23 protein-coding genes are annotated in these 26453 nt (G+C 54.4%); 4 read left to right on the top strand and 19 right to left on the bottom strand.

Translation table 11 applies throughout. From position 1 onward, the window contains the following. Positions 1–85 precede the first annotated feature (85 nt). The 7 genes from trpA to NFS35_RS02790 all read right to left on the bottom strand — a co-directional run bounded on the left by trpA (position 86) and on the right by NFS35_RS02790 (position 8556). Positions 86–889: a tryptophan synthase subunit alpha gene (trpA, locus tag NFS35_RS02820; RefSeq protein ID WP_251205621.1), complete on the bottom strand. Its 804-nt coding sequence runs from the start codon at positions 887–889 to the stop codon at positions 86–88. Further along, a complete protein-coding gene (trpB, locus tag NFS35_RS02815; RefSeq protein WP_251205620.1) occupies positions 882–2066 on the bottom strand; it encodes a tryptophan synthase subunit beta in 1185 nt (394 codons plus the stop codon). Before trpB ends, trpA begins: the two co-directional genes overlap by 8 nt. Positions 2067–2185: 119 nt before the next feature. Next, the gene (locus NFS35_RS02810; protein ID WP_251205619.1) at positions 2186–2797 is read right to left on the bottom strand and encodes a phosphoribosylanthranilate isomerase; all 612 of its coding nucleotides are present in this window, start codon (positions 2795–2797) and stop codon (positions 2186–2188) included. Between the two features lie 94 nt (positions 2798–2891). Then, entirely contained in the window at positions 2892–3734 is an 843-nt protein-coding gene (gene trpC / locus NFS35_RS02805; protein ID WP_251205618.1) for an indole-3-glycerol phosphate synthase TrpC, read from the bottom strand. Positions 3735–3810: 76 nt separating this feature from the next. Continuing rightward, positions 3811–5574, bottom strand: coding sequence for an anthranilate phosphoribosyltransferase (trpD, locus tag NFS35_RS02800; RefSeq protein WP_251205617.1), 1764 nt, complete (start codon positions 5572–5574; stop codon positions 3811–3813). A 14-nt stretch (positions 5575–5588) separates the two neighbouring features. Then, positions 5589–7118 carry an anthranilate synthase component I gene (trpE, locus tag NFS35_RS02795; protein ID WP_251205616.1) on the bottom strand — a complete coding sequence of 510 codons (1530 nt, stop codon included), beginning with the start codon at positions 7116–7118 and terminating at the stop codon, positions 5589–5591. A gap of 517 nt (positions 7119–7635) precedes the next feature. Next, a complete protein-coding gene (locus NFS35_RS02790; RefSeq protein WP_251205615.1) occupies positions 7636–8556 on the bottom strand; it encodes a dihydrodipicolinate synthase family protein in 921 nt (306 codons plus the stop codon). A 160-nt stretch (positions 8557–8716) separates the two neighbouring features. Here NFS35_RS02790 and NFS35_RS02785 point away from each other — a divergent pair, with 160 nt between their 5' ends. Beyond that, a complete protein-coding gene (locus NFS35_RS02785; protein ID WP_251205614.1) occupies positions 8717–9574 on the top strand; it encodes a MurR/RpiR family transcriptional regulator in 858 nt (285 codons plus the stop codon). An 88-nt stretch (positions 9575–9662) separates the two neighbouring features. Here the strand turns inward: NFS35_RS02785 and NFS35_RS02780 are convergent, their stop codons facing one another. The 7 genes from NFS35_RS02780 to NFS35_RS02750 all read right to left on the bottom strand — a co-directional run bounded on the left by NFS35_RS02780 (position 9663) and on the right by NFS35_RS02750 (position 18303). Next, positions 9663–10583 carry a dihydrodipicolinate synthase family protein gene (locus NFS35_RS02780; RefSeq protein ID WP_251205613.1) on the bottom strand — a complete coding sequence of 307 codons (921 nt, stop codon included), beginning with the start codon at positions 10581–10583 and terminating at the stop codon, positions 9663–9665. A gap of 72 nt (positions 10584–10655) precedes the next feature. Further along, positions 10656–11774 (bottom strand): sialidase family protein, encoded by a 1119-nt coding sequence (locus NFS35_RS02775; protein ID WP_251205612.1) that lies wholly within the window; start codon positions 11772–11774, stop codon positions 10656–10658. A gap of 234 nt (positions 11775–12008) precedes the next feature. Further along, positions 12009–13766 carry a type 2 periplasmic-binding domain-containing protein gene (locus NFS35_RS02770; protein WP_251205611.1) on the bottom strand — a complete coding sequence of 586 codons (1758 nt, stop codon included), beginning with the start codon at positions 13764–13766 and terminating at the stop codon, positions 12009–12011. A gap of 54 nt (positions 13767–13820) precedes the next feature. Next, on the bottom strand, positions 13821–14918 hold the full coding sequence (locus NFS35_RS02765) for a sialidase family protein (protein ID WP_251205610.1): 1098 nt from the start codon (positions 14916–14918) through the stop codon (positions 13821–13823). A gap of 67 nt (positions 14919–14985) precedes the next feature. After that, positions 14986–15909: a carbohydrate ABC transporter permease gene (locus tag NFS35_RS02760; RefSeq protein WP_251205609.1), complete on the bottom strand. Its 924-nt coding sequence runs from the start codon at positions 15907–15909 to the stop codon at positions 14986–14988. Positions 15910–15925: 16 nt separating this feature from the next. Continuing rightward, a complete protein-coding gene (locus NFS35_RS02755) occupies positions 15926–16864 on the bottom strand; it encodes an ABC transporter permease (protein ID WP_251205608.1) in 939 nt (312 codons plus the stop codon). A 257-nt stretch (positions 16865–17121) separates the two neighbouring features. Then, entirely contained in the window at positions 17122–18303 is a 1182-nt protein-coding gene (locus tag NFS35_RS02750) for an SGNH/GDSL hydrolase family protein (RefSeq protein WP_251205607.1), read from the bottom strand. A 283-nt stretch (positions 18304–18586) separates the two neighbouring features. Here NFS35_RS02750 and NFS35_RS02745 point away from each other — a divergent pair, with 283 nt between their 5' ends. The 3 genes from NFS35_RS02745 to NFS35_RS02735 all read left to right on the top strand — a co-directional run bounded on the left by NFS35_RS02745 (position 18587) and on the right by NFS35_RS02735 (position 20920). Then, on the top strand, positions 18587–19522 hold the full coding sequence (locus tag NFS35_RS02745) for an ROK family protein (protein WP_330639972.1): 936 nt from the start codon (positions 18587–18589) through the stop codon (positions 19520–19522). Then, entirely contained in the window at positions 19519–20205 is a 687-nt protein-coding gene (locus NFS35_RS02740; protein WP_251205606.1) for an N-acetylmannosamine-6-phosphate 2-epimerase, read from the top strand. Before NFS35_RS02745 ends, NFS35_RS02740 begins: the two co-directional genes overlap by 4 nt. A 64-nt stretch (positions 20206–20269) precedes the next feature. After that, positions 20270–20920, top strand: coding sequence for a GDSL-type esterase/lipase family protein (locus NFS35_RS02735; protein WP_251205605.1), 651 nt, complete (start codon positions 20270–20272; stop codon positions 20918–20920). 87 nt (positions 20921–21007) lie between these two features. On the opposite strand, the gene NFS35_RS02730 is transcribed toward NFS35_RS02735, so the two are convergent. From NFS35_RS02730 to larE, 5 genes are all read right to left on the bottom strand, one after another. Then, a complete protein-coding gene (locus NFS35_RS02730) occupies positions 21008–22504 on the bottom strand; it encodes a 4Fe-4S dicluster domain-containing protein (protein WP_251205678.1) in 1497 nt (498 codons plus the stop codon). A gap of 216 nt (positions 22505–22720) precedes the next feature. After that, positions 22721–23068, bottom strand: coding sequence for a cupin domain-containing protein (locus NFS35_RS02725; RefSeq protein WP_251205604.1), 348 nt, complete (start codon positions 23066–23068; stop codon positions 22721–22723). 109 nt (positions 23069–23177) lie between these two features. Beyond that, positions 23178–24401, bottom strand: coding sequence for a nickel pincer cofactor biosynthesis protein LarC (larC, locus tag NFS35_RS02720; protein WP_251205603.1), 1224 nt, complete (start codon positions 24399–24401; stop codon positions 23178–23180). Between the two features lie 277 nt (positions 24402–24678). Continuing rightward, complete coding sequence (gene larB, locus NFS35_RS02715; protein ID WP_251205602.1) at positions 24679–25461, bottom strand: nickel pincer cofactor biosynthesis protein LarB; 783 nt, start codon at positions 25459–25461, stop codon at positions 24679–24681. Then, positions 25458–26303, bottom strand: coding sequence for an ATP-dependent sacrificial sulfur transferase LarE (gene larE, locus NFS35_RS02710; protein ID WP_330639970.1), 846 nt, complete (start codon positions 26301–26303; stop codon positions 25458–25460). Before larE ends, larB begins: the two co-directional genes overlap by 4 nt. Positions 26304–26453 lie beyond the last annotated feature (150 nt).

Genomic DNA, 26453 nt, shown 5'->3' with positions numbered 1-26453 from the left:
TTAACCGGCAATCCGTCCGGTCATGCGCCCCTCCACGGTAAAAGAATCCTTTTTCGGGTTCCGATTTCCTTTTTCCAATACGGGCTCAGGCCTCCGCCACAGCCTGCTTCATCGCTTTCACATACCGGTACAGTTCCGGGGCGGCACCCTCGCCATGCCGGGCGATGATATCCACGATGGCGCTGCCCACGATGGCACCGTCGGACACCGCGGCCATGGCTTTCGCCTGCTCCGGAACGCTGATGCCGAAGCCAATGACGCAGGGCACTTCCGTGACCTTGCGGATACTCTCCACCATGGCTCCGACATCCGTCCTTATCTCACTGCGCACTCCGGTCACGCCCATGGAGGATACCACGTAGAGGAATCCCTTTGCCCGGGAGGCAATCTCCTGTATCCTGCTCTCGGAGGTGGGCGCGATCATAGACACCAGCGCCACATTGTGGGCGTTGGCAGGCTCCTCCATCTCGCGCTTCTCCTCGAATGGCAAATCGGGGATGATGATGGCATCCACACCCAGTTCCCCGCACTTTGTGAAAAACTTATCATATCCGTAATGGAACACCGGATTGGCATATGTCATGAAAGCAAGGGGAATCCGGGACCGCTCCCGCACCCGCCGCACGATGTCAAAGGCCCCATCCGTGGTCATGCCGCCATTCAGGGCGCGGATATTGGCAGACTGGATGACAGGCCCTTCCGCAGTGGGATTGGAGAAAGGAATACCGATTTCTATCAGGTCGGCTCCGGCTTTTTCCATTTCCAGGATATATTCCACCGTAGCGTCCGCAGTGGGGTCTCCCGCCGTCAGGAATGCGATAAATGCCTTTCCGTTAGGGGTATCGAATGCTTTTCCCAGTTTATTTTCCATCTTTCCGTTGTCACTCATGGATGTCCCTCCCTCTGTATCTTGCTATCGCCGCCACATCCTTGTCTCCCCGCCCGGAAAGGCAGATGATGACGCTCTGATCCGTCCTGTAATTCCTCGCTGTCTTCATCACATGTGCCACTGCGTGGGCGCTCTCGATGGCACAGATGATTCCCTCCGTCCGGGCGATGTACTCAAAGGCCTCCACGGCCTCGTCGTCAGTGACCGGAACATACTTTGCCCGGCCCGTGTCGTGGAGATGGGCGTGTTCCGGCCCGATGCCGGGGTAGTCCAGCCCCGCGGAGATGGAATACACCGGGGCAATCTGTCCATACTCATCCTGGCAGAAATAGGACTTCATGCCGTGGAATATGCCGAGGCTTCCCGTGGCGATGGTCGCCGCCGTCCGGGCTGTCTCCACGCCCTTGCCCGCGGCTTCGCAGCCAATCAGTTCCACTTCTTTGTCTTCAATAAAATGGTAGAACGCGCCCATGGAATTGCTCCCGCCGCCTACGCAGGCCACCACCGCCGCGGGAAGCTTTCCCTCCTTTTCCAGAATCTGCGCCTTTGCCTCCCGGCTGATGACGCTCTGGAAATCACGGACAATCATGGGGAATGGATGGGGACCCATGACGGAGCCCAGCACATACAGGGTGTCGTCCACCCGGCTGGTCCACTCTCTCATGCATTCGTTGACCGCGTCTTTCAGGGTCTGAGTACCTGAGGTGACCGGGTGCACCTTTGCCCCCAGAAGTTCCATCCGGTATACGTTCAGGGCCTGTCTGTCCGTGTCCTCTTTTCCCATGTAGATCTCGCATTCCATCCCTAAGAGCGCCGCCGCGGTGGCAGCAGCCACGCCGTGCTGTCCCGCGCCGGTCTCCGCGATGATGCGGGTCTTGCCCATCTTTTTGGCAAGCAGGGCCTGGCCAAGCACGTTGTTGATTTTATGGGAGCCGGTGTGGTTCAAGTCCTCCCTTTTCAGATAGATTTTCGCGCCGCCCAGGTCTTTTGTCATTTTCTCCGCGTAGTACAGCAGAGAGGGTCTGCCCGAATATTCCCGGTTCAGGTCATCCAGTTCCGCCTGAAAATCCGCATCGTTTTTGTACCGCTCATAGCATTCCTCCAGATAAATCAGTTCGTTCATCAGAGTCTCGGGGACATACTGTCCGCCGTGTATTCCGTATCGTCCTTTCGTCATTTCCTGTTTCCCTTTCTGTGTCATTTTCTTATTTGTTCTTTTGCTTTAAGTATAATCTTTATCTTTCAGAGCTGCTGCCTCGCTCTGACATCCTGCCCCATCTTTTCCCGCCTGCCAGATCAGTTATTTGGAAAATCCCTCACAAGAGAGGTCACTGCCAGCATCTTCTCCAAATCTTTGATTCCGTCCGTCTCCGCACCGGAACTTAAGTCCACCGCATAGGGACGCAGCCCAAGCGCCTGTGTCAGGTTTCCCGCATTCAGGCCTCCCGCCAGGAAATACGGCCTGGCCACATCTGCCAACAGCCTCCAGTCAAAAGTCTTCCCCATGCCGGCTCCGGCATCGAAAAGCAGGTAATCCGCTTCTGACTCCAGCCATGCGTCCACATCGGCCCTCTTCCTCGCTTTCACCGCTTTCAACACAGGCTTTCCGGAACAGGCCTTGATAAATCGGATATCTTCTTCCGTCTCGTCGCCATGCAGCTGCGCCATCTGGATGATTCCCTCATTCAAATAGGAAAGAATCTCTCCGCAGGGCGCATCTGCAAAGACACCCACAGCCGGTATCCCGGCGTCCAGCGCCCCGCGGAACTCCGCTGCCTGCACCCTGTCTATGCTCCTGCGGAACCCGGGCGACAGGATGAAACCGGCATAATCCGGCCTGGCTCTGTTGGCATAGCCGATGTCCTGCGGACGGAAAAGCCCGCAGATTTTTATTCTTGTCCTGTCCATTGCATCCTCCACTTTGTCACACTCCAATCCAAAACGGACATCATGCCTCTTTGGCTCCACCAGATTCCCGCTCCGGCAAATGCCCCGAATCCCCTCATTCCCGGCCCAGACTTTCCGGCAGGTGCTTTACCCGCGATTCCCCTTTCCCTCTTAGCAGCCGCAACATCTCCGCCTTGTCCTCCGCCCGCATGAAAGTCTCCCCAATCAGCACCGCATCCGTATCGTTCTCCTCCAGCCTCGCGATATCCTCTCTTGTCTTCATCCCGCTCTCCGACACAAAGAGGATATCTTTCGGTACCAGTTTCCGCAGACGCAGGGAATTTGAAATGTCCACCCTGAAATCCTTCAGGTTCCGATTGTTCACCCCGATAATTCCCGCACCTGCCTCCAGAGACGTCTGCACCTCAGCCTCATCGTGGGCCTCCACCAGCGCGGACAGTCCCAGTTCCTTCGCGATTCCTGCATATTCCGCAAGCTGCACAGGGGAAAGAATTGCACAGATCAACAGCACCGCGTCGGCCCCTATGACCTTTGCCTCATAGAGCATGTACTCATCCACCGTGAAATCCTTGCGCAGCAGCGGAATGGACACATTCTTACGTATTTCCGTCAAATGCTGATTGCTTCCCTGGAAATAATAAGGTTCCGTCAGGATAGAGATAGCATCCGCTCCGGCCTGCTCATATTCCTTTCCGATCTCCGCATAAGGAAAGTCAGCCGCTATGACTCCTTTCGAGGGAGACGCTTTCTTTACCTCGCAGATAAAGCTCATTTCCCGCTTTGAAAGAGCCTTTTCAAAAGGAAACTCAATCGTTCCGGCGCCGGCCGTCTCCCTGGCTTTCGCCCTGATTTCCGCAAGAGGCGCTTCCCTTTTGGCCGCATCGATTCTCTCCTTTGTTTTTAACGCTATTTCGTTTAAGACATTCTTTTCTTCCATATCCATACACCTATATATATATCTCTGTCTTATGTTCCGTACATGCCTCCGGGATGCCATGCACAGGCTGTTGTCCTTATGCTTCATTGGAAAGCCGGATGAATTTCTCCAGCTGCTCCAACGCCCTGCCGCTGTCTATCATCTCCCGGGCCAGTTTCGCAGCTTCTTTCAGGCCGGGTGCCTTTCCGGCCACGAACAGTGCCGCTCCCGCATTGATGACTGCCGCATCCCGCTTTGCCCCTTTTTCCTCGCCGGAGAGAATCGCTCTGGTGATAGCCGCATTCTCTTCCGGCGTACCGCCTTTCAGCTCCTCTTTTGCGTATCTTTTCAGCCCCATCTCTTCCGGCGTGATGGTATGATGCTTAAATTTGTCCCCCTTGAACATGCAGACTTTCGTAGGCCCGGAGATGGAAATCTCATCCAGCCTTTCCTCTCCGAACACCACCATGCCTTTCTTTACTCCCAGATTGGAGAGCACATGCGCCATGCTGTCCAGCAGGCTTTCATCGAACACGCCCATAATCTGCATGGAGGGATTGGCCGGATTGGTCAGCGGCCCAAGGATGTTGAATACCGTCCGGATGCCCAGTTCCCTGCGGATTGGCCCCACATGCTTCATGGCCGCATGATACTTCTGGGCAAAAAAGAAACAGATGCCGGGATCGCGCAGGAGCTTTTCCGCTTTCTCCGGCTCCTGGGAAATGTTCACTCCCAGGGCTTCCAGGCAGTCCGCCGCGCCGGATTTGGAGCTTGCCGCGCGGTTTCCGTGCTTTGCCACGGGCACTCCCGCCGCCGAGATGATGAGCGCCGCCGTGGTGGAGATATTAAAGGAATCGGAACCGTCCCCTCCTGTGCCTACGATTTCCATCACCTCCAGGTCATGGCTGACAGGCAGGGCATGGCTCCGCATGGCCTCCGCAGAGCCTGTGATTTCTTCAATGGTCTCCCCTTTCATGCCAAGAGCCGTCAGGTAGGCGCTCTTCTCCACTTCTGAAGCCTCTCCGTTCATGATTTCATTCATGACCTGTTTCGCCATGTCATAGCCGATATCTTCTTTCTTTGTCAATTTCACAATCGCCTCATCAATCCTCTTTTCCTTTCTTCCCGCGATTGCCCTTGCGCTCTTCTCTTCTGTCTTCACCGCCGCGGATCCAGCCATCTCCCACATCGTCTCCGCCCCCTTTTTCCCGTCCTGCGTCTCCTTAAGTCCCCGGGCATCGCTGTTCTGTATTTCCAAAGGCTCCGGAATATCCTTTGGCTTTCCCGGCTTACCCGCATACCGCAGGAAATTCTCCATGATGCTCCTCCCCTTTGGCGTCAGAATCGATTCCGGGTGGAACTGTACCCCGTAAACCGGATACTGCCTGTGCTCCACCGCCATGATTTCCCCCTGCTCCGTGACAGCCGTCACCCGGAGCGCATCAGGAATGCTTTCCGGAGCTGCCGCCAGCGAATGATATCTTGCCACAGTAATCTCCCTGCTCATCCCTGCAAAAAGCACGCTGTCCGTATCCCGTTTCACTATGGACTGTTTACCGTGCATCAATTGACCCGCATAGGTGACGGCAGCGCCGAACACCTCGCAGATAGCCTGATGACCCAGACAGATGCCCAGAATGGGAATCCTCCCCGCAAAGCGCCGGATGACGTCTTCGCAGACTCCGGCATCCGCAGGCTTGCCCGGCCCGGGCGACAGGATGATGTGGGAAGGATGCATGGCCTCAATCTCCTCCGCTGTCTTCTCGTCACTCCGGATTACCTGCACATCCGGATCGATTGAAGCCGTCAGCTGATATACGTTATAAGAAAAGCTGTCATAATTATCAATCAAAAGAATCATTTTAATCCTCCATGTCAGACCAGTTTACTGCGATCAGGGCATATTTCAGGCTCTGACTCAAATTCTTCCATTCTTTCGGAATCCGCTGCCGCCAGGATGGCATTCTTCACAGCCGCCGCCTTCTGGATGCACTCCCTGTACTCCTTTTCCGGCCGGCTGTCCGCCACGATTCCCGCGCCGGAGCGGATGAACACCTTGCCGTTTTTTGAAAATGCCAGACGGATGGCGATACAGGTGTCCAGATTGCCGGTAAAGGAGACATATCCAATCGCTCCGCCGTATATCCCTCTCTTGTTGTTCTCCAGCTCGTTGATGATTTCACAGGCCCGCAGTTTCGGCGCTCCCGAGAGGGTGCCAGCGGGCAGGATGGCATCCACCGCGTCCAGGGCGTCCCTGTCCTCCCGGATATCCCCGCTGACCGTGGAACCGATGTGCATCACATGGGAATACCTCTCCACGGACATATATTTCTCCACCTCCACCGTTCCCACTTTGCTGATCTTCCCGATATCATTGCGCCCCAGATCCACCAGCATATTGTGCTCCGCCAGTTCCTTTTCGTCCGCCAGAAGCTCTTTTTCCAGCCTGGCATCCTCTTCCTCACTGGCGCCTCTGGGGCGGGTGCCCGCCAGCGGGAAGGTGTGGAGCTTCCCATCCTCCAGCTTTACCAGCGTCTCAGGGCTCGCTCCCGCTATCTCACCGTCCGTGCCGGAGAAATAGAACATGTACGGGGAGGGATTGGTAGTGCGCAGCACACGATAGGCTCCCAGGAGACTTCCCTCCATCTCCGCCTCCAGACGGTTGGACAGCACCACCTGGAAAACATCTCCCTCTTTGATATAATATTTTCCCCTCTCCACCATCCTGCAATATTCCTCCTCATCGAAGAGAGGCTTGAATGCGGATTTCAGCTTCAGGGGAGCGTCTGCCGCCTTTTCGCCGCAGCGGATCAGGCGGCTCATTTCCCGGAGTTCCAGCAGCGCCTTGCTGTAATTGGCCTCTATGTCGTCTGTCTTCACATTGACGATCAGGACGATTTTCTGCCTGTAATTGTCAAAGGCTATCATCTTGTGGAACAGCATCAGGTTCACATCCTGGAATCCCTCCTCGTCTTTTGCGTCCAGCTTCAGCCCAGGCTCGCTGTATTTGATATAATCGTAGGAGAAATATCCTACCAGGCCGCCGGTGAAAGAGGGAAGATAGTCGAATTTCGGGCTGCGGTTCTCCTCCACCACTTCCCTGATGCAGTTTCGGACGTCCTGTGCGGGCTCCAGGTCCATCATAGGCGTTTTGACCCGAATCTTTCCATTGTAACAGGTCAGCTCCATCAGCGGGTCATAGCCCAGAAAAGAATATCTCCCCCATCTCTTATCCGCCTCGGCGCTCTCCAGCAGATACACGTGGGCGCTGACCCGCTTCAATATCCGCAATACCTCGATAGGGGTGAAGATATCCGAGAAAATCTCCGTGCTGACGGGAATGACCCCATATCTTTTTTGTTCCGCCAGCTTCTTGCATTCCTCCAGCGTAGGCTGTGTCTTCATAACATTCTGCTCCTTTCCAAAGCGCAGCTTTCCCTCCCCTATGGCAAGCGTCAGGCCCCCGTGAACGGCACTGCCATGCCTCGCAGGAATCGCTTATACAATAAAAAACCGCCCCTGACAAAATATAACAATTTTGTCAAGGACGGGATTATCTCTATCACGATATCTAATTCCCGCGGTGCCACCTTGATTCACCTGTGCTCCAGGCGCTCTTAACAGGATACCATCATATCCCCGGCAACTGACGTATGCCCTACGTTACAAAATACTAAAAGCGAATCGCTTCGTTCCTTGTACCCTCCGTGGTCCATTTAACAGCCTGCGTCCTGACCTTTCTCAGCATCCGGTCTCTCTGTGAGTGCACGATCCGTTTTTATCTCCACATCTTCGGTTTGGTTCCGCTATTCTGTTTTACAAGTCACAAATTCCTGTAACTGATTTATTATATTACTCCACTTCGGAAATGATGTCAATATTTTTTTATTATTTTCTCAGCATTTATTTTCTCGGCATTTTTTCAGCAGTATGTCCTCACCGCATCGTCAATCATCCCAACGCATTTCTCCACCTGAGCCATATCTTCCTCTATCAGCCCCGGCATGGGCTTGCGCACGCTGCCGATGTCAATCCCTGTGCGCCGCCTCAGAATCTCTTTCATCACTGCGTACAGATTCCCATGACAGCCGCACATAGCGTATATGATGCGGTCCACATCATCCTGGAGGCTCATGGCCGTCTTCATCTTCCCTGCCCTAAACAGTTCCATCATCTTTATGTAAAGCTCCGGCATGACGCCATATGTACCTCCGATTCCGCCGTCGGCCCCCATGGCCAGCCCGGAAATCAGCTGCTCGTCAGGCCCATTGAGCACGATGAAATCCTCGCCGCCCTCCATCTTGAACATCTGGATATCCGTCACGGGCACGGAACTGTTCTTTACTGCCCTCACTCTGGGGTTCTTCCTCATCTCCCTGAACAGCGGCATGGTCAGGGCTACTCCTGCCAGCTGCGGTATATTGTAAATCACGAAATCCGTGTTCGGAGCCGCTGCCGATATGTCATTCCAATACTGTGCGATGGCATGTTCGGCCAGGTGAAAATAAATAGGCGGAATCGCGGCAACCGCATCCACGCCAAGGCTCTCGGCATGGGCAGCCAATATCTGACTGTCCCTTGTATTATTGCAGGCCACATGGGCGATGACCGTCAGCTTTCCCGCAGCCACTTTCATCACATGTTCCAGTGTCAGTTTCCGCTCCTCAATGCTCTGATAAAGACACTCTCCCGAAGAACCGCCCACATAAACCCCTTTCACACCTTTTTCCACGAAATAGGAAACAAGCGCCTCCACTCTCTTGGCGCTGACTTCACCGTCCTCATCATAACATGCATAAAACGCCGGGATGATTCCCTGATATCTCTCTTTGCTTTTTTCCACTTCTTTACCTTCTTTCTTTCGGGATTGCTTTTTGTGACGACTTATATTATAATGGCATGTGTCGTTTTATACAATAACAGAGCATAAATTTTACGATTTTCCTATTGTTCCAATTATACTTACGAGCGATTTTCAGCATAATATTAAGGAGAATTCAGACATGGCGGAATCCTTTCTTGACTCCCTGACCGAACGTTACAATACCCTGACCCGTTCTGAAAAGAAACTGGCCGGTTACATCTTCGCCAACACTACGGAGGTGCAGTACCTGTCCATCAACTCCCTTGCGGAAAGCAGCGGCGTATCCGAGGCTACCATCACTCGCTTCTGCCAGAAAATGGGGCTCTCAGGTTATAATAACCTGAAAATCGCCCTGGCAAAATCTGACCGCACCATACATTCGGGCCCCCCTGATGATGATTCAAACAACTCCGACCCAGGCAATGACCTTGGTTCTGTCTGCCGGGAATTATGCAATGCCTACCGCGTATCCCTGCAGGAAACCTGTGAGCAGTTGGAGCCGGATTCCTTTCATCGCGCCGTGGAACTGCTCTCCTCTGCCAAACATATCTACTGTTTCGGACAGGGCGCCGGCATGGTCATGGCAATGGAAACTACTGCGCTGTTCTCCACTGTCTCACAGAATTTCGTTCATATCGCAGACTCCCATCTGCAGATGGTGCACACGGCGCTGGCCACTCAGGAAGATGTCATTTTATTCTTCTCCTATTCTGGTTCTACAAAAGATATCCAGGAAATCCTGAATCTGGCTAAGGAACGTTTGGTTCCCATCATCCTCATCACACATTTCCGCAATTCCCCCGCCGCAGAGCTGGCAGAGGTGGTACTGTTCTGCGGTTATAACGAAAATCCTATCCATGCCGGATCGGTTGCCGCGAAAATGGGACAGCTACTGCTCATCGACTGCCTGTTCCATGCATATTGCCTCCGGAATCCGGAACAATCCCTGGCGATGCGTGTGGCAGTCTCGGAAGCCGTCTCCAGAAAATTATTATAGCTTTTTCAAAACATTGCTTTTCCCATTGAAATCATTATCAAAATAACGTCCCTGACAGAGTGTAAAACTGTCAGGGACTGCGGCATCTTTAACAATATTTCTTTATGGCGGCATCTATCATAGCCGCGCATTTCTCCACCTGCGGCATGTCCTCAGGTGCCAGGCAGGGCATGGGCCTGCGCACGGTGCCGATGTCGATTCCTGTCCGAATCTTCAGGATTTCCTTCATCACCGCATACAGATTGCCATGGCATCCTCCCATGGCATAAATGATGCTGGTAGCCTCATCCTGAACCGCCATGGCAGTCTCCATATCGCCTGCCTGGAAGCTCTCCATAATCTTCTTATAAAGCTCCGGCATGACTCCATATGTACCGCCGATTCCTCCGTCCGCCCCCATGGCCAGCCCCGATATGAGCTGCTCATCGGGACCGTTGAACACCACGAATCCCTCGCCGCCCTCCATCCGGAACGTCTGGATATCCGTCACCGGCACGGAGCTGTTCTTCACGGCCCTCACTCTCGGGTTCTTCTTCATCTCCCTGAACAGGGGCACCGTCAGGGCCACGCCGGCCAGCTGAGGGATATTATAAATCACGAAATCCGTGTTGGGAGCCGCTGCGGATATGTCGTTCCAATACTGTGCGATGGCATATTCGGGAAGACGGAAATAAATAGGCGGTATGGCGGCAATCGCATCCACCCCCAGGCTCTCCGCATGGGCGGCCAGCGCTCGGCTGTCCCTGGTATTATTGCAGGCCACATGCGCTATGACCGTGACCTTCCCTGCAGCCACTTTCATCACATGCTCCAGAGTCAGCTTCCGCTCTTCCACATCCTGATAGATACATTCGCCCGAAGATCCCCCAACATAGAGCCCCTTCACGCCTTTTTCCACGAAATATGCCGCCAGGGCCTCAACCCTTTCCGCACTCACATTTCCTTCCCCGTCATAACACGCATAGAACGCCGGAATAATCCCCTGATACTTTATTTTGCTATTTTCCATCGTTTACCTTCTTTCTTTGATCGCTTTTTTCTGACATATATTATAATGACTTAAAATTGAGTATTTTATCTGTCATCTGCGATTCAGCCATGCGCCTGTGCAGAGCTCCTTAAGCTGGCTCTTCTCGATGCGCCGGATGCGCGTCCTCGTCAGGCAGTGCCCGTCCTCCTTATTTCCCGCACAGTAAGCCAGCAGCATGGCCTCTTCCGTAAACAGAATCGCCGTATAGCAGTATCCCCTGGTCTCGTCTCCCTCGACGATGGCGGGATGGGAGAATGTCTTGCCGTTGTCACGGCTGGCCGCAATCACCAGAGGGAATCTCCCGCCCGTGACAGGCTCCCAGGCCTCGAAGCGGCCATTGTAGATGGGGATTGGGTTCCATACCGCGTATATGGTTCCGTCCTTGTCCCGCCGCATGCTTAAAGGACTGTTGGGCGAAGTGAAACGCGACGGCTGGCATGCCGTCCAGTTGTCCCCCTCGTCCATGGAGAACATCTCATACTGGTTCCCCAGATCCGTCCTGGCCCATCCCCAGAGTATCCCGGGCGCCAGCTCCAGCACCCCCGGCTCCTGAAGGCCGGAGTAGCAGAACGACGAATAGGGCATGGCGCATTTGTCCCTGGCGCAGTTCCAGGTAGCTCCATCATCGTCCGAGTAGAAGAACATTGCAAGGGAACGGCCGTCCATATAATGATCTCCGGTGCGATGGCTGGCCACTGGGACGATGATCCTGCCGCTTGCGAGCCTTACGACCCTGTCGTTGTTCATGACGAAGAAGTCTTCCTGGGGCGTGCACACCACCCTCTCCCCCCAGGTCTTTCCCCTGTCAGAAGAACGGCGCAGGAAAATCTGTGTGCGCTTGTACGTAAGCCTGACCAGGTAGAACAGGCCCACATCCCCGTTCTGCATCATCAGCAGCGCCGGCGACATCATGTTGACGCCGTCCTCCCCCTGATAGGTCAGGATGATTTCATCCTCGCCCCAGGTCCTGCCGCCGTCCGTGGAACGGATAAGGCTCAGATCCGCAAAGGCTTCGTCGGAGCTGCTGTCTCCCCGGAACCGGCTGTACACAAATATGATTTCACCGTCCTGCAGCTCCAGGAATGTCCCTTCGCTGTTTCTGGGGTTGTTCTCCCTCGGGCCTATGCTGGCCGTCACGACTCCCAACTCCCCCTCTTTTACATAATTCATATAGGCCTCCTTTCTCTACAGGCTGTCTTTCTGCCGTCATGCCACAGTCGATCAGCCTGCAAAACGGAACACTGAAAAGTCCCTGACAAAACGGAAATCTGTCAGGGACTCAACATAGGTTCTATGCCTCCATCGGCCCCCAGGCCAGACCTTCGGCCAGCTGCCCGTCAGGGCCGCGTCCCGGAGTCAGCTCCATTCAGAATCCTCTGTGGCCGGAGCCGTTCCGAACCGCAATTAATTATAGCTGGCGATGATGTCCTCAAGGGAATCCAGCTTCTCGTATTCGTCCATCAGTTTGCTGTAGCCCAGGCGCTCAAGCTCCGCCAGGTACTCGTCCCAGGTGGCATCCAAATCCTTCTGCCCCAGGAAGACCTGTGTGCGGTACTCGCCCACATAGGCGTCGATGTCCCCGGAAACCTCCGCGCCGATGGCGGCCAAGTCTGTCACATTGGAGATGTCCTGTTTGTACTCCGGATGCTGGAACTTCATCCAGGAGCCGTCGGGACCGGTCCAGTACTTAGCGCCCGCATTGAACAGCGGATCGTCCGCAATCCAGCCGCTCACATCCGCATCCTGACCCAGCTGACCGAACGTCCAGGTTCCCCTTTCACCGTTCGCCAGGTTGTTGATTTTCACAGGAGCCGTCCCTTCATCATTCCACTTCCAGTCAACATCTTTCTCGCCATAAATCATAGATGCATGGAAATCCCTGTCGCCGCCGCCAAACCAGGCCAGCTCCACGAACTGCAGAATCTTGGCCAGCTTCTGGTCGTCGATGTCCGCCCTGACAAAGAAATTCTCATAAGCGGGAGACGCGTTCACAACGGACTGCACCGTGCCGCCGTCAGGCTTGATGCCAGGGGTAGCCAGGATGGTCGCCTCAGGGATTCTCTCCAGCAGCTGCAGAGGCGGGCGGTCCAAAGCCCAGGAAGACTGCAGCGCGTTGGTGGAGACGATGTAATAGCCGGCGTTTCCGCTGTTCACCTTGTCCCACATGAGCTGGCGGTTGCCCTGGATGATATCCGGATCCACCAGGCCGCGGGCATTGAGTTCTGCGAAGCCCTTTAAGAACTCTTTGTATTCGGGAAGCACATAATACATTTCGGCCTTGCCGTCCACGTCATTGACGCCGCTGTGGAAACCGTAGGCGCTGTAATACTGGCCATGGGTCAGGTTCTGTCCTGTGATGCCCACGGTGTCGTTCTCGCCGTTGCCGTCGGGATCCTGGTTCACGAAAGCATCAATGATTTCGATGAACTTGCTCAGCTCAATGCCGTCGTCCGCCACATACAGCCTGTCGGAGACCTGCTCCACGTTCACGCCCAGGTCGATGCCCAGGTTCTGGATCCAGTCATAGCGATAGTAGTCGCAGTTCAGATAATAACCCACGAACTGGAAAGTCACGCCTGTCAGATAATTGAACTCCTGGTCATTGTCCTGATTCAGGGTCTGCGCGTACAGCAGCGGGTTCTCGTCATAGACCTTAATCAGGCTGGGGCAGTACTTCTCCACCATCTTTCTGGGGATGGTGCGGACCAGCTCCTGCTCGTACATCCAGGCGCTTGATTTGCCTGAAAGCGTTGCACAGTCGGGCATTTCTCCGGATGCCAGCATAACGTTCAGCGCATCGTTGCCCTCCTGCTTGATGACGGTGATGTCGCAGTCCAGCGCATCCTCCAGCAGGGTCTCGCAGTAGCTGCCGTCCTCATAGGTGGAGTCGCTCCAGTACCCCGTATAGGTAATGCTGTAATGCTCGTTCGGGTCGGGAGCCGGGATGTCATCGTCCGCGGCATTGTCCGCCGACGCCCCTGCGTCATCCCCAGCCGCATCATCTTCCGACGATGCATCTTCCTCTTTTGTATCAGCAGAAGCGTCTCCCTTAGACTCTGCCCCCCCTGACGCATCATTTCCAGACTGGCCGCCGCAGCCGGACATCATCCCGGCCGTCAACAGCCCCGCCAGCAGCAGACTGACTATCTTCTTTCTCTTCATACCAATTCCTCCTTATTGGTTTTTTGTTTTATGGCAACGCTGAAACCGGAAAGTTCAAATCTCTTCCAGTTCCCGCCGTTCCACACGTCTGATGCGGGTCTTGACAAGGCAGCTCCCGTCTGCCTCGCTTCCCGCGCAATATCCCAGCAGCAGCGCGTCCTTCGTAAAATACATGGCGCAGTAGCAATATCCGCTGGTTTCATCCGTCTCAAAGGCCACAGGCACGGAAAAGTTCTTCCCATTGTCCGCGCTGGACGCGATGACCATGGGCGTCCTGCCTCCTGTAAAAGCCCGCTCCGATCTCCCGCGCCCGTTATATTCCGGAATCGGGTTCCACACCGCGTACAGCTTTCCGTCCCCGTCCCGCTTCATGCTCAAAGGGCTGCAGGGTGAAGTGAACCGGGATGGCTGACAGGCTGTCCAGGTCTCCCCGTTGTCCAGGGAGAACATCTCGTACTGTGCGCACAAATCGGTCCTGGCCCACGCCCAGAGGATTCCGGGAGCCACTTCCACCAGCCCCGGCTCCTGCAGCCCCGAAGTGGTATTGGCCCAGGGCAGCGAACATCTGGAGCGGGAGCAGGCCCAAGTCCGCCCGTCGTCGTCCGAATAGAAGAACATCGCCCTGGCATTGCCGTCCATGCGCCCGTCCCCTCCCCAGGAACGGTGGCTTGCCACAGGTACCATAATCCTGCCGCTTGCCAGGCGCACGATCCGGTCATTGTTGATGACAAAGAAATCCTCCTGTTCCGTGCATAGGATCCTTTCGCCCCAGGTCCGGCCTCCATCCGAGGAGCGGCGCAGGAATATCTTGGTTACGGCATAAGTGATGCGCACCAGATAGAACAGTCCCGCCTCTCCGTCCTCCATCATCAGCAGGCCCGGCGACATCATGTTCACGCCGCCCTCTCCATCGCAGGTCAGAATCACGCCCTCGTCCGTCCAGCTTAAGGCTCCGTCAGCGGAGCGCATCAGGGCCAGATCCGCAAAAGCATGGTCATTGGGCGAATCCCCCCTGAACCTGCTGTACACGAAAATCAGTTCTCCGTCCGCAAGTTCCAGAAAAGTCCCCTCGCTGTTCCTCGGATTGCCGCCCGACGGCGGCAGTTCCGCCGCAACCACGCCGAGATTTTGATACCGCATTCCGTCTTTCATATCATTCTCTCCTTTCTCTTGCGGACGATTTTACGTCCAAAACATTATTATCAACCATTTTCCGGCATCAGCCTTTCACGGCTCCCACCATGATACCCTTTACGAAATATTTCTGCAGGAACGGATATACCATGATGATCGGAAGCACCACGATTACGGTGGTGGCGGCCTTGACTGTCTCCGGGTTGATGTCCATATTGCTTCCGGCCACGTCTATCAGGTTCTGGGCATCCTTTTTCTGCATGGTGTCCAGCATCCTGCGCAGCAGGTACTGCAGGGTAGTCAGCTTCGCCTCGCTGCGGGTATAAATCATATTGTCGAACCATGAATTCCACTGACCCACAATCTGCCAGAGGGAGACCGTCGCCAGCACCGGTTTGGAAAGCGGCATGATGATGCGGACGAACACCTGCAGCGGGGAAGCGCCGTCGATGCTGGCCGCCTCCTCCATCCCCTTGTCGATGGAGAAGAAATAGTTGCGGATAATGATGCAATTGTAAATCGAAAAGCCGGTAGGCAGTATATACACCAGGAAATTATTCGTCAGGTGCAGATTGCGCATATTAATATAAGTGGGAATCAGGCCGCCCGAAAAGAACATAGGTATCAGCAGGATGCCCGTTATAATGCGCCGGAAAGGCATCTGATCCCTGGTCAGCGTATAGGCCGCCAGACAGGTGACGATGATGTGGAACGCGGTTCCCAATATCGTCCTGGCCACTGATATAAACAAAGCGTGCACAATCTCAGAATCCCTGAAACAGTAGGCGTAGGCCTCTATCGACCATACCTTCGGGAAAAAGTTCACATGCATGAAAGAGATGTCCTGAGCTCTGGAAAAGGAGCGCACAATCATATCCCAGAAAGGGATGAGGATCGTGATGCAGAACAGAACCATGAACGTGATATTGAAGATATCGAACGCCTTGCTGTAGACTGACTGCTGCATCTTCTGCGGCTTATATTGCTCTTCTTTGTTCTTTTTTGCCATTTTCATATCCCCCTTCCTAAATAATCCTGTATTCCGGATTCGCCTTGCGCGCGAACCAGTTGGCGAACATCACCAGCAACAGACTGACTACGTTCTGGAACAGGCCCACCGCCGTGGAGAACGCGTACTGGCTGTCCACCAGACCTTTCCGGTATACGAACGTGGAAATAACATCGGACGTGGAATATACCGCATCGTTATACAGGTTGAAAATCGGGTCAAATCCTACGCTGATCAGGCTGCCGATGCTGAGGATCAGCATGGTGCACATCGTAGGCATCATGGCCGGCAGCGTCACATAGAGAATCTTCTGGAAACGGTTGGCCCCATCGATCATGACCGCATCATAGAGCTGGGTATCGATGCCGGAAATCGTCGCCAGGTAGATGACGATGCTGTATCCTGTACTCTTCCACAGGTTCACGATCAGGTAAATCGGGATGAACATCTTTTGCTGCACCATGAAGTACAGCGGCTTCTCAAAGATACCCAGCCCCACCAGAACCGCGTTCACGATGCCGTTGGTCGGGGACAGTATCTGGTAGACAAAGGTACCTACCACAACCCAGGACAGGAAATGGGGCATATAGGTGATTGTCTGTACAACCTTTTTGAACTTCAGGTTCATCAGCTCGTTCACCATCAGGGTAAATATGATGGTGACCGGGAAGGACGTAATCAGCGACAACAGACTGATCTTCACCGTGTTCAGCAGCACCCTGGAAAAGTTCGGGTCGGTGAACACTTTCTGGAACTGCTTAAAGCCGATCCAGTCGCTCTCCCAGATTCCCCGCGCCATCTTGAAATCCTTAAAGGCGATGGCAATTCCCGGCATGGGCATATAGCTGAACAGAATCAGAAGAACCACAGCCGGGAGCGTAAATAAGTAGAATGGCAGGTAATGCTTCATCTGCTTTATACGCTGGTTTCGTTTTTTTGAAGCGTCTTGTTTCATTGGATTCCCTCCTTTTGTTTTGGATTTACTCCCGGAATCTCCAGGCCTTATTTTTTCGGCTTTCAAGACTCCATTTTCATAGATCCCTCCGCTTTTCTTAATAGTAAATTTATTATATTTTAATTTTTTCGAAATTTCAATAAAAAAATGAAAAATCTTTTCAGATTTTCTATTTTTGTAAATTACTAACAAATTCCCATGGTCAAAATTGTTTATTATGCGCAATGCCCAAAAATAAAGTCTCATTTTCCATTTTATTAGCTTTTTGCCGAAACAGGATAGTCCAGTGACACCATGGAATCCTCCAAAATCATATCTATTGCATATGCCATCTCGCGGAACATCCGGTAATGTCCCTGGATATTGGGATGGACCGCGTCGCTCATGCAGGACAGAAAAGCCTGTGGGTCCTTCTCCCTCAGCTCGGTGAAATTCCGGAAATGATCCACCAGCAGCACATCCTTTTCCAGGGCCACCTCTCTCACCGCCTGAACGAAAGGCACGATTGCCGTGGCACGTTCCCCCGCGTCCTCCCGCTGAGGCTGCGGCGCCCGGAGGATGATCTGGCTGCCATGTCCGCGGGCAAGGTCGATAATCTCGCCCAGATGGCCCTTGAACTGTGCCCTGTCGATGACACCCGGGAAACAGCAATCGTTGGTCCCGAACATGATGACGACCACGTCCGCGTCCGCATATGGCTCATAGCGCACGTCCAGCCTTTCCAGAAATTCCCTGGCGGTGGCGCCCGACACTCCTGTATTGACGACGACATCGTCCACGCGCCCCCAGTCCTCCCGGATGTATTTCTCCCACAGCTGACACATGCTGTCGTAGCCAAAAGTATGTAACGCCCCATGGGTGATGCTGTCGCCCACGAAAAGCCATTTCATGGGTTCTTTCCTGAGGACGATGTTTCCCTTTCGCTCAAAGGTCTCCGCAGCCTGCGTCAGGGTCAGGCGCCCTCTGTCCTCCGCTCCCGCTTTCGATTCTCCGGCGCCTATCAATGTCAGCAGTCTGTTCGCCTCCGTGAGAGAATCCCGCTCCCCCTCTTTTTCCGAAACCACAATCAGCTGCGCTCCAATCTCCTCTGTCAGACGTTCCAGCTTATCGGTTCCCTCCCGCAGCGCCTCCGCCGACAGCGCCGCGTCCTCATCTCCCGATAGATAGACCACCACGGAAGGACGGTAATCGGCCACTTTCTTGCCGAATTCCCGCACGATATCGACTATACTGTATCCCGCCCTGGCCGTATTGATGACGAAATTCTCTCTGCCGGCCAGTTCCTGTCCGCACATGTCCCAGCGGATCACTTCCTCAAACAGCCCCGCGCTGTTCCTGAATCCCCTGTTCTCGGCGAATCCTCCTGCGGCATGGCTCCCTCCTGTAAAGACCCATATCTCGTTCAGCATAGGAAATGTCATTTTTTTGAAATTCTTCATATCGGCTCCTTTGAAATCCATATTTAATCAAATTGTAAATCTTTTTCTATTTTATCAGATCCACAACATTTTTACAATAATATTCGTCAAGTTTTTGAAAATAAATTTCATTTTCGTATGTCAAAGGGCGTCTTCACGATTTTTGGCACTTCTTTATTCCGGTACGCAGGCATTTTGACAATATCATGCCATCTTCCATCCCGCTATTGACATTTTTCTTGTCATGTTATATAAATGAAGAAAAGCATTCACGGAAATGATTGCTCGAAAGGGAAACGAAATCATGTCAACAAACATTCCGAATAAAGAAAATATCAGAATCGCGACAGTAGATATCGGAGGCACCTGCATCAAGTCGGGCCTGTGGGAGGACGGTACTGTCAAAGACATCCGTGAGCAGGATACCGAGGCACATCGCGGAGGCGCCCATGTGATGGAAAAAGTCTTGAAAATACTGGATGGATACCACAATTTCCAGGCCATAGGCATCAGCAGCGCCGGCCAGGTGGACACGGAAAAAGGTATGATTTTATACGCAAATGAGAACATCCCCGGCTACACCGGAACCAGGATCAGAGAGATGATTGAAAATAAATTTCATGTCCCCGCGGCGGTACTGAACGACGTGAACAGCGCCGCCTTGGGCGAGGCCCGCTATGGCGCAGGAAAGGGGCACGACAATTTCCTCTGCCTCACTTACGGAACCGGTGTAGGAGGCGCTATCGTCATGGGCGGCCAGGTCTATGTGGGATCCGGATATTCCGCGGGGGAGTTCGGCGGCATCGTGACCCATCCTGAGGACAGGAATCCTGCCCTCGACATGTTCAGCGGATGCTATGAAAGATATGCCTCCACCACAGCCCTGGTGCAGCGCGTCCGTTCCCGCTTTCCTGAATTGAACAATGGGAGGGAAATTTTCGCCCGCCTGGGCGACTCCGGCGTGCGGGAACTTATCACCGAGTGGATTGCTGAGATTGTCTGCGGATTAATTAGCCTCACCCACATCTTTAACCCATCCCTTATCATCCTGGGAGGCGGCGTCATGGAACAGGAATATGTCATAGGCGAAGTGCGCCGTATGCTGCAGACCCAGCTTATCCCCTCTTTCCTGAACGTGGAGATCCTCCCCGCGGCTCTTGGAAATGTGGCCGGGATGCTGGGTGCGGCAGAAGCGGCGCTGAAAGAATATGAGAAGCGAAAGGAGCAATCAAAATCATGAATCCAAAAGTAGAACAATTGCACGGAAAATTAATCGTATCCTGCCAGGCGCTCCCACATGAGCCCCTGCACTCCTCTTTCATCATGGGCAGAATGGCCCTGGCTGCGAAGCAGGGCGGCGCCCTGGGCATCCGCGCCAACACAAAAGAAGATATCAGAGAAATCCAGTCCCAGGTGGACCTGCCCATCATCGGCATCGTAAAACGCGATTACGAAGACAGCAAAATATACATAACCCCCACCATGAGGGAAGTGGAGGAACTGATGGAGGTAAAGCCGGAAATCATCGCTCTGGACGCTACCAGCGACATCAGGCCTGGCGGCGTCACCCTGGACGATTTCTTCCGACAGCTTAAGGAGGCCTATCCGGATCAGCTTTGGATGGCAGACTGCTCCACGGTGGAGGAGGCTCTCCATGCCGACGAATTGGGCTTTGATTTCATAGGCACCACTCTGGTGGGATATACGGAACAGAGCAAAGGGGACAGAATCGAGGCGAACGACTTTGAAATTCTGAGAAAAATCATTACTTCCGCAAAGCATAGGGTAATCGCAGAAGGGAATATCAATACGCCGGAGAAAACAAAACGGGTAATCGAACTGGGCGCTTTCAGCGTGGTAGTGGGATCCATCATCACCAGGCCGCAGCTTATCACGAAAAGCTTCGCCGAAGCGCTGGCCTAATTACAATTCACCACTGTGTCCGGCGGAAAATCTATCTGAAAATTCATTGGCATTGGAGGAAAAAATGGGAAGCACAAGTAAGACAATCGTATGTTTCGGCGATTCCAACACACATGGCTACAATTCATCCAATATGGGAAGGTTCACAGAAGCAGAGCGCTGGCCCTGCATACTGGCAGATTTGCTGGGTTCAGGATACCTTGTCCGGGAGGAGGGCTTAAGCGGCAGGACCACATCCTTCGAAGATCCCCTTTTCGAGGGACTGAACGGTTTCTCGGCCATCCATTCCTGCATGATGACCCATGAGCCCCTTGATCTGCTGATTATCATGCTGGGCACCAACGATGTAAAGCAGCGCTTTGCCGCTACCCCGGCGAACATAGCAAAGGGTATGGAGCGCCTTGTGACAAAGGCCCTGCACACAACCGAAGCCTGGCGGGAAAAGGCAAACATTCTCGTCATTGCGCCGCCCCCCATCGAAGAGGGCTATAACGGAACCGAAATCCAGGGAGAAATGGGAATTGACTGCGTAGAAAAGTCCAGGGCCATCGTACCCCTTTTCCGCAGCGTAGCCCAGCGCCTGGGCTGTCATTTCCTGGATGCGGCCTCTATTCCCGGCATGGGGATGTACCCTTATGACTATATGCACTTAAGCCTGGAAAGCCACAGGCTTCTCGCCGAGAAATTGGCGGAGCTGATTCCTCAGATTTGCTGAAAAAATCCCTGCTTCTATAAACGACTGCACTGGCAGCATTTATAAAGGCAGGGATTATTTTATTCCGGATAGCGCTGAAATCCGCCTTTATGGATTATCCGATTCCGAGGGCACGCTCTCTTTGGCCTGGGCCTTGAATTTCGCCACTTCTTTCATAGCCTGGTTTATGGCGATATTGGTCCCCGCTCCGGCTACGCAGCCGCCGGGACAGGCCATCCCCTCTATCAGGCAGCCGTTCTTCCTGCCCGCTTTCGCCAGGAGGAGCATCTTCTTGCACTCTGTGAGCCCTTCCGCATGCTCGATTTTTACCTCCGTGCCGGGGTAATAGGTCCTGATGCACTCCTCGATGGCTCCGGCCACGCCGCCTGCCACGCCGTAACCGCGGCCTGCGCCGGTGGCATCCGTCATCTCGTCCATGGCTTTGATTTCCTCGAGAAGAATCCCTTTCGCCTCGAACATTCCCGTCAGTTCCTCAAAGGTAATGACAAAGTCCACATCGGATCGCACCGTCCTGCGGCTGGCCTCCAGCTTCTTGGAGGCGCAGGGGCCGATGAACACCACCAGGGCATCCGGGTGCTCCTGCTTGATGATTCTGGCCGTGGCCACCATGGGGGTCAGCTCGTTGCTGATTTTGTCAATGGTCTCCGGGAAGAGATGCTTCGCCATCACGGACCAGGAGGGACAGCAGGAAGTCAGGGCAAAGTCCTGTTTCCCGGTGGCCACCTCTTTGACATAGTGCTCTGCCTCCGCCATGCAGCCAAGGTCCGCGCCGATGGCCGTCTCATATACATCCTTGAAGCCGAGCTCTTTCAAAGCCGTCTTGAACATCTCCGGCGTGACTTTGGGCCCGAACTGGCCGGCAAAAGCGGGCGCCACCTGGGCGACGATGTCCCGGCCTGACTGCATGGCGCGGATCAGCTGGAATATCTGGGACTTGTCCGCAATGGCTCCGAAAGGGCAACTGACCATGCACATCCCGCAGGATACGCACATATCGTTGTCTATACAGGCGCGGCCGAATCTGTCAGACTTGATGGCGCTTACGCCGCAGGCCGCCTTGCATGGGCGCTCTTTGTGGCAGATGGCGTCATAGGGGCACACAGCCTTGCACTTCCCGCATTTGATGCATTTCTCCTGATCGATTACGGATTTTCCGTTCACCATGGAGATAGCGCCTTTGGGGCATACGCTGTGGCAGGGATGGGCCACGCAGCCCATACAGGCGCTTGTGACCTCATAGTGGTCCTCGGGACAGGCGTTGCAGGCGGAAGGGATGACCTGCATCAGGGGCGGCTCATAATATTTCTCATCGATGTCGCTCTCCTCCAGCCCCTGTGTCAGGTGGCCGGGATGCTCCCTGTTCTCCGGCCGCAGACTCATGCCCATGGCCAGGCGGATGCGCTCGCGGATGATGGCCCGGTCGCGGTATACGCTCTCCCAGTACAGCGGCTCTTCGTAATCTACGATTTTGTAGGGAAGCGCCTCCATGTCGTCCTTTAAGTTCGTTGAATGGTACGCCAGATTTGCCACTTCCTTAAAGACTCTTCTCCTGCGCTCGCGGACAGGGGTATCGATTCCTCTCATGCTGCTCATGGCTGTCTCCTTTCTGCATCTTATACTGCTTAACAGCTAAATCGTCTTTTAGTCATTCATACGTGTCTGCCGTATTCTCTCTCCCGGCATTCAGCATATGGGCCTGTCCCCTTATTCCTGCGCTGTTCGGCATTGTATCATCTCCCAAAGCGCAAAATATCAGCGGGTCAAGTTCATTATATCATACTGAAAAAATCACGTCTACGTTTAATCTATTACAAAATCTTCCCGCATAGGCGTAAAGAAATCCACTAAAATACCGTCCTCCAGGCATTCGCAGCCATGTATGATGTCATTCTGTTTCAGCAGAGCGTCCCCCGCTTTCACCTCTTTCGTCACATCCCCGATTGTAAAGCGGAATCTCCCGCCGGCCACATAGGTGATCTGCGTGTGGGGATGGTGGTGCATGGCGCCGATTGCCCCGGCGCGGAACGTATTCTCCACGCACATCAGCTCATCGCAGTAGGCCAGCACTCTCCGCTCGACCCCCGGAGATGCTTCTTCCCTTTTTCCCTCCTCATGAAGGCACCAGTTGTTTCCTTTGCTGTATTCCATATCTTTTCCCTCCGAATCAAACGAAGCCAGGTGCCGCACAGGGCCTTGGCCAGATATGCAAAGCGTTTCAATGCCGTTCAAATCCGCTTTGAATTATATGCATATAATATTATCCGTCAACTTTCCCGGGAAGACTTTCTATCAAAGCTGCCACTTCCTCCAGACTGATTCCTTTCTCCCTGGCAATGGCGGCAATGTCCTCATATTCATATTTCGTCCGCTTTACGCCGTATCCCGCAGATTCCTTGCGGCGGACAGTCCCGTATGGCGTCTCTACAGCCGTCATCTTCCTGTCCAACACATATCGCTGCATCTTCGCTTCGCGCACGCCGATGGTGGTAGTATGCCGGAAAATCAGGCCCAGCATCTTCTCCTTGTCCCGCTCTCTGCAGAGGACACGGATCAGCAGGCCGGGGCGGGACTTTTTCATGCCTGTGGGAACGGTATAGACATCCAGCGCCCCGCCCTCAAAGAGGCGTTCCATGGCGAAGCCCGCCTGCTCCGCTGACATATCGTCCACATTGCAGGAAAGCTCCAGGACAGAATCCGTCCCGCTTTCCGTCTCCCCCAGAATCGCCCGCACACAGTTTGCCGCTTCAAAATCTTTCCTGCCCATGCCGTAGCCGATGCCCTGGGTACGCATCACAGGCATGCTGCCGAAGCGGATGGCAAAATGTTTCAGAAGCGCCGCCCCGGTGGGCGTGCACAGCTCTCCTGTCACGTTTCCTCCATAAATCGGCACATCTTTCAGAATATGGGCCGTGGCCGGTGCCGGAACAGGCAGGATGCCGTGGGCGCATCTGACCTGGCCGCTGCCTACATGGACAGGCGATACTACCACCTCATCCGGGGACAGCTTATCCATCAGCAGGCATACCATCGTGATGTCCGCAATGGCATCCATTGTTCCTACTTCGTGGAAATGAATCTCTGTGACAGGCATTCCGTGGGCATGGCTCTCCGCCTCGGCGATCAGTCCGTAGACAGCCATGACGTCGTCCCTGACCTTTTGCGGCAGAGGCAAATGATCTCGCACGATATGTTCTATATCGTGCAGACTGCTGTGATGGTGGCTGTGGCCGTCATGATGTCCATGCAGATGCCCATGTCCATGGTCAAGGCTCTCCTCTTCCGCCCCATTGACAGTCACCGAAATATGCGTCCCGGTAATCCCGCATTTTACAGCAGCCTCTCGCTTGATATGCACCCCCGGTATCCCAAGGGCGTTCACCTCTCCCAGAAACTCATCCCCGTCCGGCAAAAGTTCCAGCAATGCCGCTGCCAGCATGTCCCCGGCAGCACCCATTCCACAGTCTAAATATAATGTCTTCATAGAATTCCACTCCTCTCAAACTTATCCTGCCCGTCTCTTTGATACCGGTTCAGATGACTCAGATACTCTTTCGTTCGCGCCATTTCTTTCCTGTCAAAAAGGTCACATGAATCACAGGAACATGGTTCCCACTGTCTCATTGACCAATACGGTCAGTCCTGCTTTATCTACATATTCCGACTGCAGGATTTCCCGAAATCCGTTGTTTCCGGGGGGCGGATATGTTCCCATTGAAGCCTCCCTCCGTGGATATCACCTTGCATGACCGGAATTTTCTTCATTCCACTCTGCGCGAGGCACATTCGCTGCCCGCCCCAGCCATATGATTGATCATGCTGGCCAGATACCCGGCCCCGAAACCGTTGTCTATATTCACCACGGACACGCCGCTGGCACAGGAATTCAGCATGGACAGAAGCGCCGACAATCCGTTAAAGGACGCACCGTATCCCACACTGGTGGGCACCGCGATCACAGGGCAGTCCGCCAGGCCGCCGATGACGCTGGCAAGGGCTCCCTCCATGCCGGCAATAGCGATGATGACGCTGGCCCCCATGATGTCATCCAGATGTGCAAGGGTCCGGTGGAGGCCCGCGACTCCCACATCATAGAGACGCACCACCTCATTTCCCAGCACCTGCGCCGTCAGGGCCGCCTCCTCTGCCACCGGGATGTCGCTGGTCCCCCCTGTGGCCACCACGATTCTGCCCAGGCCGTCCGCTTCCGGCAGCTCCCCCAGGATGCCTACACCGGCATCTTCATGGTAGTCCAGAGCATGCTCTTGGCCGACAGCCTCCGCCGCTTCCCGGGACATGCGGGTAACCAGTATCGTCTTCTGGCCGTTTCGCTCCATCACGTCAATGATGCCGTTTATCTGCTCCGGCGTCTTCCCCGCACCGTAGATGACCTCCGCAGCTCCCTGGCGTATCCTGCGGTGCAGATCGACCTTCGCGTAGCCGATGTCCTCAAAAGGCTCTGCCTTAATGCGCAGCAGCGCGTCCTCCACGGACATTTCGCCGGACTGTACGGCCTCCAGTATCCTTTTTACCTCGTTATTCATTTCCGCACCTCCAGATCCAGCAGCACCGCGCCGTAATATTTTTTCAGTTCCGTCAGAATTTCCTGCCGCCTTGCCAGCAGCAACGGGATATCCCCCTCCCTTACCTGCAGGCGCGCGGTGTCTTCCGCCGGCGTCTTCCTATACACTCCGGACTCCGTCCCCCATGACGCTCCGCCGGCAGGGGCGCCGGGACCGTCCTGCCCGCCGCCTGCGGGAATCATCCTTACGCGAAAATCCGCCAGCCCCAAAGAGGACAGATATTTTTCCGCCTCTTCTGTCTTTTGGAGCTTCTCCTCCGTAATCTCCGTCCCCGCGGGAATCCGGGTGGCAAGACAGGCATAGGCAGGCTTGTCCCAGGTGAACAGGCCTGCCTCTTTCGACAGCTGTCGAATCATCGTCTTGGTCAGTCCGCACTCCCGAAGCGGCGAGCGGACCGACAGTTCCCGCAGGGCCCGCATGCCGGGGCGGTCCCCAGCGTCATCCGAAGCGTTGGTCCCGTCCATCAGAATCGGGAATCCGTCCGCTGCCGCAGCCCCGGCAATGGCGGCAAATATCAATCTCTTACAATGGTAACACCTGTCAGCGGGATTTGCTGCTATCACGGAAGAAGCAAGCACATCCGCCTCCAGCTCCCGCATGTCCGCATCCAACTCCCGTGCCAGCCGTCTGGCATCCTCCTGCTCGAACCGGGGCTGAAAGGCGGACTTCACATAATAGGCCCGAACCTGCGCCCCGTTTTCCATGGCCGCATAGAGCAGATAGGCCGAGTCCACGCCTCCCGAAAACGCCAGTGCGATCTTCGGATTTTCGTAAAAAAAATCTTTTAAATTCATACCTCTCATTACCGTCCATACTCTCCTGATGATGCAGCTGTGTTTTTTCGTCCCCGCGTCATAATTGATTCCAACTGCCACAGCCTGGCCGCTGAAAATATGCTCCCTTTGCGGATATCGCTTTCTATGTCTGGAATTCTGGCAGCTTCCTAAAGTTTA

It is taken from the genome of Acetatifactor aquisgranensis, assembly GCF_943193215.1.
In the GTDB taxonomy this organism is placed as follows: Bacteria; Bacillota; Clostridia; order Lachnospirales; family Lachnospiraceae; genus Acetatifactor; species Acetatifactor aquisgranensis.
The sequence above is the reverse complement of the archived record's forward strand: the minus strand, read 5'-3'. Positions and strand labels throughout refer to the sequence as shown.

What these genes read in the sequence shown, in the direction of transcription:
- trpA (WP_251205621.1), bottom strand. Translation starts at nt 889, where the DNA reads ATGAGTGACAACGGAAAGATGGAAAATAAACTGGGAAAAGCATTCGAT.
- trpB (WP_251205620.1), bottom strand. Translation starts at nt 2,066, where the DNA reads ATGACGAAAGGACGATACGGAATACACGGCGGACAGTATGTCCCCGAG.
- NFS35_RS02810 (WP_251205619.1), bottom strand. Translation starts at nt 2,797, where the DNA reads ATGGACAGGACAAGAATAAAAATCTGCGGGCTTTTCCGTCCGCAGGAC.
- trpC (WP_251205618.1), bottom strand. Translation starts at nt 3,734, where the DNA reads ATGGAAGAAAAGAATGTCTTAAACGAAATAGCGTTAAAAACAAAGGAG.
- trpD (WP_251205617.1), bottom strand. Translation starts at nt 5,574, where the DNA reads ATGATTCTTTTGATTGATAATTATGACAGCTTTTCTTATAACGTATAT.
- trpE (WP_251205616.1), bottom strand. Translation starts at nt 7,118, where the DNA reads ATGAAGACACAGCCTACGCTGGAGGAATGCAAGAAGCTGGCGGAACAA.
- NFS35_RS02785 (WP_251205614.1), top strand. Translation starts at nt 8,717, where the DNA reads ATGGCGGAATCCTTTCTTGACTCCCTGACCGAACGTTACAATACCCTG.
- NFS35_RS02780 (WP_251205613.1), bottom strand. Translation starts at nt 10,583, where the DNA reads ATGGAAAATAGCAAAATAAAGTATCAGGGGATTATTCCGGCGTTCTAT.
- NFS35_RS02775 (WP_251205612.1), bottom strand. Translation starts at nt 11,774, where the DNA reads ATGAATTATGTAAAAGAGGGGGAGTTGGGAGTCGTGACGGCCAGCATA.
- NFS35_RS02770 (WP_251205611.1), bottom strand. Translation starts at nt 13,766, where the DNA reads ATGAAGAGAAAGAAGATAGTCAGTCTGCTGCTGGCGGGGCTGTTGACG.
- NFS35_RS02765 (WP_251205610.1), bottom strand. Translation starts at nt 14,918, where the DNA reads ATGAAAGACGGAATGCGGTATCAAAATCTCGGCGTGGTTGCGGCGGAA.
- NFS35_RS02760 (WP_251205609.1), bottom strand. Translation starts at nt 15,909, where the DNA reads ATGGCAAAAAAGAACAAAGAAGAGCAATATAAGCCGCAGAAGATGCAG.
- NFS35_RS02755 (WP_251205608.1), bottom strand. Translation starts at nt 16,864, where the DNA reads ATGAAACAAGACGCTTCAAAAAAACGAAACCAGCGTATAAAGCAGATG.
- NFS35_RS02750 (WP_251205607.1), bottom strand. Translation starts at nt 18,303, where the DNA reads ATGAAGAATTTCAAAAAAATGACATTTCCTATGCTGAACGAGATATGG.
- NFS35_RS02745 (WP_330639972.1), top strand. Translation starts at nt 18,587, where the DNA reads ATGTCAACAAACATTCCGAATAAAGAAAATATCAGAATCGCGACAGTA.
- NFS35_RS02740 (WP_251205606.1), top strand. Translation starts at nt 19,519, where the DNA reads ATGAATCCAAAAGTAGAACAATTGCACGGAAAATTAATCGTATCCTGC.
- NFS35_RS02735 (WP_251205605.1), top strand. Translation starts at nt 20,270, where the DNA reads ATGGGAAGCACAAGTAAGACAATCGTATGTTTCGGCGATTCCAACACA.
- NFS35_RS02730 (WP_251205678.1), bottom strand. Translation starts at nt 22,504, where the DNA reads ATGAGAGGAATCGATACCCCTGTCCGCGAGCGCAGGAGAAGAGTCTTT.
- NFS35_RS02725 (WP_251205604.1), bottom strand. Translation starts at nt 23,068, where the DNA reads ATGGAATACAGCAAAGGAAACAACTGGTGCCTTCATGAGGAGGGAAAA.
- larC (WP_251205603.1), bottom strand. Translation starts at nt 24,401, where the DNA reads ATGAAGACATTATATTTAGACTGTGGAATGGGTGCTGCCGGGGACATG.
- larB (WP_251205602.1), bottom strand. Translation starts at nt 25,461, where the DNA reads ATGAATAACGAGGTAAAAAGGATACTGGAGGCCGTACAGTCCGGCGAA.
- larE (WP_330639970.1), bottom strand. Translation starts at nt 26,303, where the DNA reads ATGAGAGGTATGAATTTAAAAGATTTTTTTTACGAAAATCCGAAGATC.